We start from the raw sequence: 12,554 nt of genomic DNA on the forward strand, positions 1-12,554 counted from the left end.
CCCCCGAAGGAACCCGGCGTGAACTTCCGTCAGCTCCATCCGAACATCAAGCTGCGGCTCGGCATCGGATTCGTCCAGCGGATGCTCGGCATCATGCTGATGCCGCTGATGGTCATCCACCTCGCCACGCTGTACGGCGCGGCCGCGGCCGGCGTGCTGACCATGGCCGTGGCCGCGGCGGGCATCGCCAGCAACTTCGTCGGGGGCCACCTCGCGGACGTCCACGGCCGCAAGCCGCTGATGGTCGCCGGCGAGGTGGGGGCGGCGCTCACCTTCGCCCTGCTCGCCCTGGCCAACTCGCCCTGGTGGCAGTCCGGGGCGGCCACCTTCCTCCTCTTCCTCCTCAACACCTGCCTCGCCAGCGCCGCCACGCCCGCCGCCGAGGCGATGATGATCGACGTCTCCACCCCCGAGAACCGCCGGCTCGTCTACACCGTCAACTACTGGTCGATCAACATGGCGTTCACCGTCGGCGCCCTGATCGGCGGCTTCTTCTACGGGGAGCACTTCGCCCTGCTGCTGACGGCCGCGGCCGCGCTCTCCCTCGCGACCGCCCTGGTCACCTGGTGGCGGATCGCCGAGAGCGCCCCCGAATCCGCCGGTGACCAGGCCTCCGGCATCCCCGCCATGCTCCGCGGCTACCTCGCCGTCTCCCGGGACCGGGTGTTCCTGAGGCTGGTGGGCGCCGCGCTCCTCACCCGGGCCATCGAGGTCCAGATCGGCTACTACATCGCCGTCCGCCTCGCCGACGACTTCCCCGAACAGGCACTGGCCGGCCTGGAGCGCTGGTTCCCCTCCGTGGACGGCGTCGCCATGCTCGGCATCCTGCGGGCGGTCAACACCGTCCTGGTCGTCGGCTTCGCCCTCTTCACCGGCAGCATGTTCCGACGGCTGTCCGACCGGGTCCGCCTCTACGCCGGGATCGCCCTCTTCACCGCCGGCCACATGGTCCTCGCCGTCAGCGACAACGGCTGGATCCTGATCGCCGCCGCCGTCGTCTTCACCCTCGGGGAGATCGCGAACGTACCGGTCAAGCAGGCCCTCCTGGCCGACCTGGTGGACCCGGCGGCCCGCACCAAGTACCTCGCCGCCTACGGCCTGGTGCCCCGCATCGGCCTGCTCATCGGCTCGGTCTGCGTGACCGTGGGAGCCTTCCTCTCCCCGGCTGGCATGAGCATCCTCTACGGCGCCTTCGGCCTCGGCGCCATCCTCGTCTACCGCTCCCTGCTGCCGCTGCGCGGATCCCGCCGCGCCGCGGAGCGGGACCCCGCCGCCGAGCGGCCGGCCGCCCCGCCGGCGACCGCGCCGGCCCAGAACGGAGCCACCTCATGACCCCGCCCCGCGATCCCGTCCGCATCCTGATGGTGATGCCGTACGAACAGCTCGTACGCAAGGCCGTCGAAGCGGGATTCCAGGTCTGGTCGATCTGGGACCCGGCGCTGCGCCCGCCCGACTACCTCGACGCGGTCGCCGCGCACTCGCGGGAACTGTTCCTGGTCGACTTCACGGACGAGGCGGCCCTGCGCGCCCTCGTCGCCAGGACGGCGCTCGAGCACGACGTCCAGTACGTCCTGCACCTCGGCAGCGAGGCCACCATGGCCCCCGTGCTCGCGGAGGCCGAGGCCCTCGGCCTGTCGCCGAACACCGCCGAATCCGTACGGCTGCTCAACGACAAGCACGCGATGCGCGGCCTGCTCAACGCCGCCGGCGTCTCCGTCGTCCGCGCCCGGCGGGCCGAGACCCTCGCCGACGTGGAGCCGCTGCTCGCCGGGTTCGGACTGCCCGCCGTGGTCAAGCCCACCAACACGGCCGGCAGCCGGGGCATCGCACTGGTCCGCACCGCCGGCGACCTCGCCGAATGGACCGAGCGGGTCAAGGCGGGCGGCTTCGAAGGCCCCTTCGTCATCGAGGACTTCCTCGAAGGCCCCGAGTTCAGCGTCGAGACCCTCACCGTCGGCGGCACCCACCACGTCGTCGGCATCACCGCCAAGCAGACCAGCGGACCGCCCGGATTCGTGGAGACCGGGCACATCCACCCGGCCCCCCTCGACCCGGCCGACGCCGAGGCCGTGCGCGACACCGTCACCGCCCTGCTCGACCTCACCGGCTACGCCTTCGGCCCCGCCCACACCGAGGTCATCCTCACCCCGGCCGGCCCGCGGATCGTCGAATCCCAGGCCCGCCTCGGCGGTGACCGGATCCCGCTGCTCGTGGAGGTCGCCACCGGCTACGACCTGGAGGCCGCGATCTTCCGCGGCCTGGCCGGCGAGGACGTCACCGTCCCCGCACCGCACCGGTACGCCTCCATCGGCTTCTTCCAGCTGCCCGCCGGGCGCCTGGAGTCCGTCGAGGGCCTCGACGGACTGCGCGCGCTCGACCACGTGCACGGCGTGCACTTCCCGTACGCGCCCGGCGACGTCCTGCCCCGCACCACCGACTCCGGCACCCGCCACGGTTACGCCGTCGTCGACGCCCCGACCCCCTCCGGAGCCGCCGAACGGATCGCCGCGGCACGCACCGCACTGCGCACCACGACCACGCCCACCCCGAAGGAAGCACTGCGATGACCGCCCCGACCGCGCGCGCCGCGGACCGTACCCTGCTGCTCGTCGGCGCCACGGACCAGCACCTCCAACGCGCCAAGGCGCTGGGCGTCCGGGTGGTGCTCCTCCAGCACCCCGACAAGATCAACGCCTACCAGACGGGCCTCGCCGACGCCCTGCTGATGGTCGACTACACCGACTGGGACACCGTACGGCCGCTCGCCGAGGCCGCCCGGCAGGTCTGGGGCTTCGACACGGTCGCCTCCCTCACCGAGGCCGGCCTGGACATGGCCGCCCGCCTCAACGCCCACTTCGGCTTCCCCGGCACCGGCCCCGAGGCCAGCCGCCGCATGCGCGACAAGTTCCTGATGCGCCGGCACCTCACCGAGCGCGGCAAGCTGTCGATCCACTGGGACCGGGTCACCGACCGCGCCTCCCTCGACGCCTTCGCCGCCCTCGCGGGCTACCCCTTCATCATCAAGCCCACCGACGCCACGGCCGGCTTCGGCCTCCTGCGCGTCGGAGGTCCCGGGGAGCTGGACGCGACCTGGGAGCGGATCGAGGAGCTGCGCGGCCGGCACACCGACCGCGGCTCCACCCTCTACAAGATCACCGAGTTCCTGATGGAGTCCTACCTCGACGGGCCCGAGTTCAGCGTGGAGGCCTTCAGCTTCGCCGGCCGCCACGTGGTGATCGCGGTGACCGAGAAGCTCGTCGACGAGACCCACTTCGCGGAGCTGGGCCACGCCCTGCCCGCCCGTCTGACACCGGACGCCCACGCCCGGATCACGGCGGCGGTCGAGGACTTCCTCGACACGATGGGCGTCACCGACGGACCCAGCCACACCGAGCTGAGGCTGACCTCCCGGGGCCCCGTCGTCATCGAGTCCCACAACCGGGTCGGCGGCGGCCACATCAACGAACTGGTCGAGGCGGCCTACGGCATCGACCTCCTCGGCTACGGAGTCGCCTGGCCGCTGGGCCTGGTCGAGGCCCTCACGGAGCCCCCGCCGGCGCGCGCGGGCGCCTGCACCCGCTTCGTGCTCCGTGACCCCGGCACGGTCACGGCCGTCTCCGGCGTCGAGGAGGTCGCCGCCCGCCCCGACGTGCTCGCCGTGGAGGTCTCCGTCGGGCCCGGGGACACGGTGCGCCCGCTGCGGGACAACTGGGACCGGCTCGGCTTCGCCGCGGTGACCGCCGCCGACACCGACGCCGCGATCGCCCTGTGCGAGCGGCTGACCGGGCGGATCCGCATCGACGTGACCCCGGCCCCGGTCCCGGCCGGCGCCAGAGAGCTGGAGGTGGCGGCGTGACCGCGCTCGTACTGCACCGCTTCCCCCTCGGCCCGTTCCCGTACGACCGCTGGCTGGCGGGGCTCGACGGCGGCGTGGTGGTGATCGCCGCCCGCGACCGGATCGAGGGCGCCCGCGAACAGGTCCCGGACGGCGACGGCGGCTACCGCAGGCTGGTCGTGCTCGACGACTTCGAGGACGAGGACCTCCTCGACGACGTCGCCCTCGCACTCGCCGAGGAGTACGCGGTCACCCACGTCATCGCCCCCCACGAGGCGGACCTGCTGCGGGCGGCCCGGCTGCGGGAGAAGTTCGGCCTGCCCGGGCAGCGGCCCGAGGAGGTGCTGCCCTTCCGGGACAAGCTGCTGATGAAGCGACGGCTGGAGGCGGCCGGCATCGAGGTCGCCCCGCACGCCCTGCCCGGCACGGCCGACGCGGCGCGGGACTTCGCGGACGAGCACGGCCTGCCGCTCGTGTTCAAGGCCCGGGACGGCTTCGGCTCCATCGGGCTGAGGATCGTCACGACCGCGGACGAGCTGGAACAGCACCTCGCTGAGGCCTTCCCGCCCGGCGCCGCGCCCCGGGAGGACCTGCTGGCCGAGGCGTACGTCCCGGGCCGGATGTGCCACGTGGACGGCGTGGTCGTCGGAGGCCGCACGGTGATGGCGTGGCCGTCCCAGTACCAGTACGACCTCTCCTCCTTCCGCGCCGACCCCGGCGCACGGGTGGACCTCACGCTGGCCCCCTCGGACCCGCTGACCCCGCGGCTGCTGGAGGTGGCGCAGGAGGCGCTCGACGCCCTCGGCGGCCCGGCGGACTACTGCTTCCACGCGGAGGTCTTCCACACTCCCGACGACCGCCTCGTCGTCTGCGAGGTCGCCTCACGCCCGGCCGGCGCGCGGATCCGGGAGGTGCTGAACGCGGTGTTCGGGGTGCACCCGGTCGAACTGGCGGTGCGGGCGCACACGGGACTGCGGCTGCCCGTCCTGGCCGGGCCGGCCGAAGGCGCCCGGCTGGAGCCGGTCCGCATGGCGGGCCAGGTCCTGATGATGAAGCGGCCCGGCACCGTACGCGCCATCCCGGTCACCCCCGAGGAGCCCTGGGTGGAGTTCTACGGGGTCTTCGCCGAACCGGGCGAGGTCATCGAAGAGGCCGCCCTCTCCTCCGACTTCCTCGCGGCAGCCGTACTGTCGGCGCCCACGCGGGAGGAGTGCGAGCGGCGCCTGCGTGAGCTGGGCGCCCGGTTCGAGACGGAGATCGTGATCGACTGACCGGCCGGCGGGCGACCCGAGTTCCCGGCTCCCGTCGCCTGCCGCCCGTCAGCCCGCGGACCCGGAGAGGAAGGCCCGCAGCCGCCGGTGCTGGCCCTGGGCGACCCCGGCCGGCACCGCACCGGAGTACGCGGTGAGGACCCCGCCGGTACGGACGACCGTGACGGGCACGGTCTGGTCCATCGCGATGCCCGGCACCGTCCAGTCGAAGGCGACCGCGTCGTCCCCCGCCGCCGGAGCCGGCCGACGGCCGACGACGACGCGGGCGTCCTGGTCGCCGTAGGCCAGGGTGTACACCAGGAACCCCCCGCACAGCGGCACGGCCTTCCTGAGGGACTCCAGCACCGCCGAGGCCTCCTCGACGGTGTGGCTCGACAGCGCCACCGAGTGCAGCTTCCCGAAGTCGACGTTCCGCCGGGGGTCCCGCGTGCCCGCGCGCGGCGCCACTTCGGCCACCACCCTGGCCGCCGGCCGGTGCGCCGCCCCGTGGTCCAGTTCGAAGTCGACCAGGGCCTGGCACTCACCGGGATGCCCCGGGGCGACCCGCGAGGCCACGGCGGAGGGCGCGGCGGGTGCGGCCGGCCCGCGGGAAGTGACGACGAAGCCCGGCAGGTCCTTCCCCGAGGGCAGGACCGCCAGCAACTCGGCCGCCGTCAGCGGCTCCGGGCGGCGCGCCCCCGGTCCGGCCCCCGGTCCGTCCCCCGTTCCCGCCCCCGGCCCGCAGGCCGTGGAGCCGGCCGAGCAGACCAGCAGAGCGACGGCCACCGCCATGACGCGCGCACGACGCGGCACCGGTACCCCCCTTCGTCGGCGTCAGACCATTGTCGGCCCTCCGGGCGCGTGCGCCGGCCCGGGGGGCTGCGCTATAGTTGATCTCGAGCTCGCCGCCGCGGAACACGGTGGTGGGACCGGCGTTGGTGGTCCAAGGAAAGACACCCCACTTCCCGTGGGGGAATGCAGGTGCAAGGCCTGCCCAGCGCTCGGACAAGGCCCCGGCCTCCTCACGGAGACCGGGGCCTTTCGTCATGCGCTCACTTCGTCATGTCGTCATGCGCTCACGGGGGCCCGTCCCGGGGCCCGCACGGCACGGGGAGTCCGACCACCCCGCGCCCGGCGCCCCGGAGTGCGCGGATGGGCCGGCCGTGGGTGTTCGTGCGGACGCCCACGGCCGGCCCGCTCAGCAGCGGTAGCCGGAGGTCAGCTGCCCGCGGACAGGTTGCCGGAGAGGACCGGGATGTTGCTCAGGATGTGGGAGAGCGGCTCGTCGCCCTTGGCCTGGGTGGAGTTCTCGGTGCACTGCTGGTTCTGCGGGTTGGACAGGACGTTGATGTCCTGGACGCCGACGTTGACCAGGGCGACGAGCGACTGGACGTTGACCTTCGCCGGCAGACCGATGCAGGGCTTGTTCAGGGTGCCCTGGACCAGGCCGAGCTGGGGGCTCTGGTCGCCGGTGGTCTTCTGGTTGCCGTAGATCTGCTGGGCGCCGTTGCCGTTGACGGTGTTGATCCCGTTGTCGTTGCCGATGGCCATGGCCGGCGCGGCGACGGCGGCACCCGCGCCGACGGCGGCGGCGGTGGCTGCTGCGGTGACCATCATCTTCTTCAGCATTCGAGAACTTTCCTTCGCTGTAGCGGAAACGAGCCCCGGATCGGGGGATCCGCCCTTGTAACGGGAACACGGCCGGGGACGTGGCGGGGCGTCACCCGAACGGCAGAGCGCCGCCCCCGCCGCCGCGCCCCCCACGGCGCCGACCGGGTGCCCGTGACCGGAACGTCGCCACACCGGCCGCCGCCCGTCGTTGGAAGGTGAGCCCACCCCTCCGCCCACGCGACGCGCAGCCACGACCGGAGCCGCCCATGACCTCTGTCGCCCTGGCCCGGCGGCCGCCCGCCGCCCTGCCCCTCACCGTCAGGGCCGCGCTCACCGCGACCGCCTGCGCGCTGCCGCTGTACGCCGTGTGGGCGTCGGTCCTCGCGACCGGCGGAGGGGACCTCGCGGCCCAGACGGCCTGGGCGGACTTCACCGCCCGCCATCCGGGCTCCGCCTACAACCTCGCCTGGCACGGCGGGCTGCACACCGCCGCCTACAGCCTCGTCTCGCCCTACGCCATGGCCGCCTTCGGCGTGGTCCCGGTCACCGTGGCGGGCGGACTGGCGGCCACCTGGCTCGCCGGACTGCTGTGCGCGCGCAGCGGGGTCCGCTCGCCCGAACGGCCCGCGCTCGCGGCGGCCCTCGCCCTGTGGTGCCAGGCGGCGTCGGGGCGCACGACCTTCGTCCTGGGCGCCGCCTTCGGACTCGCGGCGGTACGGGGAATCCGGTCCCGGCGGTCCGGCGGCCGCGCGGGGCGGCTCACCGCCACCGCCCTCTGCGCCGCCCTCGCCGCGACGGCCAGCCCCGTCGCCGGCCTCTTCCTCCTCCTGATCGGCACGGCACTCCCACCCGAGCCCGGCCGCCGGGCCGCCGAAGCCGCCGCCCTGGTCCTGCCGCCCTGCGCCGTACTCGCCCTGACGGCCTGGCTCTTCCCCTTCCGGGGCGAACAGCCCATGCCGGCGGAGCGGATCTGGCCGCCGCTGCTGATGTCCCTCGCCGTCCTCGCGGCGGCACCGCCCGCCTGGCCGTGGGTCCGGCGCGCCGCCGCCCTGTACGCGGCCGCCGTCGTGCTCACGTACGCCGTCCCCTCCCCGATGGGGACCAACGTCGAGCGGCTCGGCTGCCTCGCCGCGCCCGCCCTGCTCCTCGCCGCCGCCCCGGCGTCCGGCCGCGTCCGCCGCGCCCTGGCCGGGGCCGGCCTCGTCCTGTGCCTGCTCTGGACGGGCGGGAACACGGCCGCCCACCTCGCCGACACCGTGCGGGTCCCGGCGTGGGCCGCGCAGACCGACGGGGTCCTCGCGGAACTCGGCCGCCTCGGCGCGGACCGCACCCGGGTGGAGGCCGTCATGGCGCGCAGCCACCGCGAGGCCGCCGTCCTCGCCCCGTACGTCACCCTGGCGCGCGGCTGGAACCGGCAGGCGGACGTGGAACGCGGCCGCCTCTTCTACGGGGCCGACGGCCTCACCCCCGACGCCTACCGTGCCTGGCTCGACCACTGGGCCGTGGGCCTCGTGGTCCTGCACGAGGGCCCGCCCGACGCCGCCTCCGAGGCCGAACACGCCCTGGTCGGCGGCGTTCCCGCGTACCTGGAGCCGGTGTGGCGGGACCGGAACTGGCGGATCTACCGCGTCCGGGACGCCGTTCCCCTCGTGGACCCGCCGGCCACCGTACGGACCTCCGGCGCGGCCGGGATCACCGTCCGCGTGCCCCGGCCCGGCACGGTGACCGTGCGGATCGTCGACTCGCCCTGGCTGACGGCCGACGCGGGCTGCCTCGAACCGATGCGGGGCAGACGGGAGGACGGCTTCGTCCGGCTGACCGTACGGCGACCGGGCGACGTCACCATCGGCTCCGCCTACCTCGCCGAAGGCCGCCGATGCGCCGCCTGAGCACGGTGCCCGCCCGGCTCGCCCTGGTCTGCGTACGCCACCACGTGCCGGTGCTGCTGCTGTGGCTGCTGCTCCTCGCCGCCGGGGCGGCCGCCGCCGGACCGGTGGCGGACGGCCTGGACCGGAGGCCCTGGAGCGTGGCCGCGCACGAATCGGTGCGCGGCAACCGGCTGCTGGACGGCGTCCGCCCCTACGGGGGCCAGATCGACGCGGTGGTGTCCGGCGTGCCGGTGACCGACCCGGACCTGCGCCGGGAACTCGCCGCCGCACGCCGCGACCTGGTCTCCCTCCCCGGCGTGCACGCCGTCACCCCCCTCACCGAAGGGGCCTACGCCGCCGGCCGGCGGGCCGTACTGCTCTCCGTACGGCTGGACCGGGAGCCGGCCGGGGAGGACCGCCGGCGCTGCGAGCGGGCCGTGGAAGCCCGGCTGCGCGCCGTGCGGCGGGCCCTGCCCGGGGCCGCCGTGACGCTCGGCGGCAGCGACCGGGCGCGCGCCGAGGTCGCGGCGCGGACCCTGGCCGACACCCGGCGCGCCGAACTGATCACCCTGCCCCTGACGCTGGCGGTGGTGTACCTCCTGTTCGGCGGCCTCGTGGCGGCCGCCGTGCCACTGCTCGCCGCCGTCGCCACGATCGGCACCGGGATGCTCTGGCTCCTGCTGCTGTCGCGCTGGTACGACCTCACCTCCCCGGTGCTGTCGACCACCACGATGGTGGGCCTGGGCCTGGCCGTGGACTACTCGCTGCTCACCGTCGGACGCTTCCGGGAGGAACGCGCCGCCGGCCACGACGTCCCGGAGGCGGTGGTGCGGACCATGGGCAGCGCGGGCCGCTCCGTCCTGTTCGCCGCGCTGGTCGTCGCGGCCGCCCTCAGCGGGCTCGCCGCCTTCCCCAGCGACTTCTACGCCTCCGTCGGCCTGGCCGCCGCGGGCACCGTCCTGCTGTCGCTGGCCGCCGCCGTCACCCTGACCCCCGCACTGCTCACGGCCTGCGGGAAGCGGATCGGGGCCCGGGCCTGCCGGGAGGCCGACGAGGGCGCCTTCGCGGCGCTCGCCCGCTGGACCCGCCGCCGGGCCCCGGCCGTGGCCGTCGGGGTGGGGGTCCTCCTGCTGGCCGCCGCCGCGCCCTTCCTGCGGGTCCATCTCGTCAGCCCGGTCGGCGAACTGCAACTCCCGCCGGGCACCGAGGCGAGGCGCTTCGCCGGCCTCGTCACCGAGGGGTTCCCCCAGCACCGCGCCGACGCCGTCGTGGTCGTGGCCCGAACGGGTCCGTCACGGCTGACGGCGTGGGCGGAACGCTTCGCCGCCCTCCCGCAGGTGGAGCGGATCGAGCCCGCCACCGCCGCGGGCTCCGGGGTCGCCGTCGTCCGCCTCGTGCCCGTCCCCGACGAGGACGCGGCCGGCGCCGCCCGGCTGGTGGAGCGGCTCCGCGCGGACCGACCTGCGGACTTCCCCGTCTGGGTGACCGGACGGGCCGCGCTCGACGCCGACTTCACGGCCGAGGTCGTCGAGCACGCGCCGCGCGCCGCCGCCCTGATCGCCTTGACCAGCTACGTCCTGCTGCTGGCGATGACCGGCTCGGTACTGCTCCCGTTGAAGGCGATCGTGATGAACACCCTGTCCCTCGGTGCCTCGTTCGGCGCGCTCGTCCTGGTGTTCCAGGACGGCTGGTGCGCGGGGCTCCTGGGCGTGCACACCCTCGGCGGCCTGGGCTACTGGCTGCCGGTCGTCGTGTTCGCCCTGGCCTTCGGCCTGTCCATGGACTACGAGGTGTTCCTGCTCTCCCGCATCCAGGAGCTCTACCGCGCCGGCGCCGGCAACGACCTGGCCGTGGAGGCGGGCGTGCAGCGTTCCGCCCGCATCATCAGCTCTTCGGCACTGCTGATGTGCGTCGTCTTCACCGGCTTCGCGACGGGGCAGGTGCTGGTGATGAAACAACTGGCGACGGCGCTGGTCCTGGTCGTCGTGGTCGACGCCACGCTGGTGCGCTGCCTCCTCGTCCCCGCCACCATGACCCTCCTGGGCCGCGCCAACTGGTGGTTCCCCCGGCCCGCGCGCCGCCCCCGCCCGGCGGCGGGGAGCGGGCCCGCGGCGCCGAGGGAGGAAGCGGCGGTCCGCTGAGCACGGGGGCCGGGCGACAGCCCGCCGGGGCGGTTCAGTCGATCCGGAGTTCGCCCATCCGGCTCCAGCCGGTGGCGCCCTCGATGGTGGTGCTGACGATCTCGGGCGTGCGGGTGACCATCGGACGCATCGTCTCCAGCGCCGCCGCGAAGTGCTCGGAGGTGACGTGCGCTTCGGCCGCGTCGTCCTGGAACGCCTCCACCAGGACGTAGGTGTCCGGTTCCTCGAGGCTGCGGGACCACTCGAACCACAGGTTGCCCGGCTCGGCACGGGTGGCGCGGGTGAACTCCGCGACCTTCTCCGGCCACTGGTCGACGTATGCGGGCTTGACGGCGAATTTCACCACAATGAAGATCATTCAGTCATTGTAGGCACGCCCCAGCAGCCACCACCGGCGGCCGCGGCCAGGGGTTTTCGGCGCCGCGGGCTGCGCTATAGTTGATCTCGAGCTCGCCGCCGCGGAACACGGTGGTGGGACCGGCGTTGGTGGTCCAAGGAAAGACACCCCACTTCCCGTGGGGGAATGCAGGTGCAAGGCCTGCCCAGCGCTCGAACAAGGCCCCGGCCTCCTCATGGAGACCGGGGCCTTCGCCATGCGCCGGCCCCCCGTGACGGTCGCCGCTCGGCGGCCGGCGGTTGACTTGGAGCGCGCTCCAGCACCTAGCCTCCTGGTCCGACGATGTTCCGAGATCAGGAGGAAGCGGCATGAACGGCGTACCCGCCCGGCACTTGGGCAGCCTGAAGGTCTCCGCGCAGGGCCTGGGATGCATGGGCATGAGCCACGGTTACGGCACCCCGGACGACGCGCAGTCGATCGCGACCGTCCCACGCGCCCTCGACCTGGGTGTGACCCTGCTCGACACCTCCGACTTCTACGGATTCGGGCACAACGAGGAGTTGGTCGGACGGGCCGTCGCCGGCCGTCGCGACGAGGTGGTGCTGGCCACCAAGTTCGGCTTCGCCAACCGGCTGGGCGAGCCCACCCTGATCCGCGGTGACGCGGCCTACGTGCGGGAGGCGTGCGAGGCGTCGCTGCGACGCCTCGGCGTCGACCACATCGACCTCTACTACCAGCACCGCGTCGACCCGAAGGTGCCGATCGAGGAGACCGTCGGGGCCATGGCCGAACTCGTCCGGGCCGGGAAGGTCCGCCACCTCGGCCTGTCCGAGGCCGGGGCGGCCACCATCCGGCGTGCGCACGCGGTCCACCCGATCGCCGCGCTGCAGAGCGAGTGGTCGCTGTGGACCAGGGACCTGGAGGCGGAGACCGCCCCGCTCTGCCGGGAACTCGGTATCGGCCTGGTGCCGTTCTCCCCGCTCGGGCGGGGCTTCCTGACCGGCCGTCACCGCTCGGTGGAGGGGATGGCCGAGGACGACATCCGGCGCACGCAGCCCCGGTTCGCCGCGGGCAACATCGAACGGAACCTGGCGGTCGTCGCGCGGCTGGACGAACTGGCCGCGGCGAAGGGGATCACCACCGGGCAGCTCGCCCTGGCGTGGGTCCAGCACCGGGGGGACGACGTGGTTCCGATCCCCGGCACCCGGCGGCAGCGCTACCTGGAGGAGAACGTCGCGGCCCTGGCCGTGGAGCTGTCCCCCGAGGACCTCGCCGCCATCGAGGCCGCCGCGCCGGCGGAGCGGATCGCGGGCACCCGGTACGACGCCACCAGCCTGACCTTCGTCGGCAACTGAGCACGGGCGCCCCCGCGGGTGCGGGTCCGACGGCCCGGCCGGGATCTTCACCCGTGCGGGGGAGAGGACGCCCGGCGGGCCCGCCAGACCGGCGGGCGCGGCCGCGTGACCCCTGCGGGCGCCCCCGGATGCACCCGCGCGAGGCGTTCGCCAGACT

Annotated in this window: 10 protein-coding genes; 7 read left to right on the top strand and 3 right to left on the bottom strand. The window is 74.4% G+C overall.

Annotated features, from left to right (window positions below):
* Window positions 1-18: 18 nt before the first annotated feature.
* The 4 genes from ACZ514_RS04425 to ACZ514_RS04440 are packed head-to-tail and all read left to right on the top strand — an operon-like array spanning window position 19 to window position 5,106.
* Window positions 19-1,332: an MFS transporter gene (locus ACZ514_RS04425; protein WP_468162280.1), complete on the top strand. Its 1,314-nt coding sequence runs from the start codon at window positions 19-21 to the stop codon at window positions 1,330-1,332.
* The gene (locus ACZ514_RS04430; protein ID WP_468162278.1) at window positions 1,329-2,567 is read left to right on the top strand and encodes an ATP-grasp domain-containing protein; all 1,239 of its coding nucleotides are present in this window, start codon (window positions 1,329-1,331) and stop codon (window positions 2,565-2,567) included. The genes ACZ514_RS04425 and ACZ514_RS04430 overlap by 4 nt, the downstream gene beginning before the upstream one ends.
* The gene (locus ACZ514_RS04435; protein WP_468162276.1) at window positions 2,564-3,856 is read left to right on the top strand and encodes an ATP-grasp domain-containing protein; all 1,293 of its coding nucleotides are present in this window, start codon (window positions 2,564-2,566) and stop codon (window positions 3,854-3,856) included. Before ACZ514_RS04430 ends, ACZ514_RS04435 begins: the two co-directional genes overlap by 4 nt.
* Window positions 3,853-5,106, top strand: a complete 1,254-nt coding sequence (locus tag ACZ514_RS04440; RefSeq protein WP_469124079.1) for an ATP-grasp domain-containing protein — start codon at window positions 3,853-3,855, stop codon at window positions 5,104-5,106. Before ACZ514_RS04435 ends, ACZ514_RS04440 begins: the two co-directional genes overlap by 4 nt.
* Before the next feature lie 48 nt (window positions 5,107-5,154).
* On the opposite strand, the gene ACZ514_RS04445 is transcribed toward ACZ514_RS04440, so the two are convergent.
* Window positions 5,155-5,898 (bottom strand): hypothetical protein, encoded by a 744-nt coding sequence (locus tag ACZ514_RS04445; RefSeq protein WP_468162272.1) that lies wholly within the window; start codon window positions 5,896-5,898, stop codon window positions 5,155-5,157.
* A gap of 405 nt (window positions 5,899-6,303) precedes the next feature.
* Complete coding sequence (locus ACZ514_RS04450) at window positions 6,304-6,714, bottom strand: rodlin (protein ID WP_468162270.1); 411 nt, start codon at window positions 6,712-6,714, stop codon at window positions 6,304-6,306.
* Window positions 6,715-6,962: 248 nt separating this feature from the next.
* On the opposite strand from ACZ514_RS04450, the gene ACZ514_RS04455 reads away from it, so the two are divergent.
* Together ACZ514_RS04455 and ACZ514_RS04460 are read left to right on the top strand one after the other, a co-directional pair.
* The gene (locus tag ACZ514_RS04455) at window positions 6,963-8,585 is read left to right on the top strand and encodes a hypothetical protein (protein ID WP_469124080.1); all 1,623 of its coding nucleotides are present in this window, start codon (window positions 6,963-6,965) and stop codon (window positions 8,583-8,585) included.
* Window positions 8,573-10,705 carry an MMPL family transporter gene (locus tag ACZ514_RS04460; RefSeq protein ID WP_469124081.1) on the top strand — a complete coding sequence of 711 codons (2,133 nt, stop codon included), beginning with the start codon at window positions 8,573-8,575 and terminating at the stop codon, window positions 10,703-10,705. Before ACZ514_RS04455 ends, ACZ514_RS04460 begins: the two co-directional genes overlap by 13 nt.
* Window positions 10,706-10,739: 34 nt before the next feature.
* On the opposite strand, the gene ACZ514_RS04465 is transcribed toward ACZ514_RS04460, so the two are convergent.
* Window positions 10,740-11,063 carry a putative quinol monooxygenase gene (locus tag ACZ514_RS04465; protein ID WP_388940705.1) on the bottom strand — a complete coding sequence of 108 codons (324 nt, stop codon included), beginning with the start codon at window positions 11,061-11,063 and terminating at the stop codon, window positions 10,740-10,742.
* A gap of 347 nt (window positions 11,064-11,410) precedes the next feature.
* On the opposite strand from ACZ514_RS04465, the gene ACZ514_RS04470 reads away from it, so the two are divergent.
* Entirely contained in the window at window positions 11,411-12,397 is a 987-nt protein-coding gene (locus tag ACZ514_RS04470; protein ID WP_469124082.1) for an aldo/keto reductase, read from the top strand.
* Window positions 12,398-12,554: the final 157 nt, after the last annotated feature.

Source organism: Streptomyces sp. NPDC034086, from assembly GCF_055575515.1.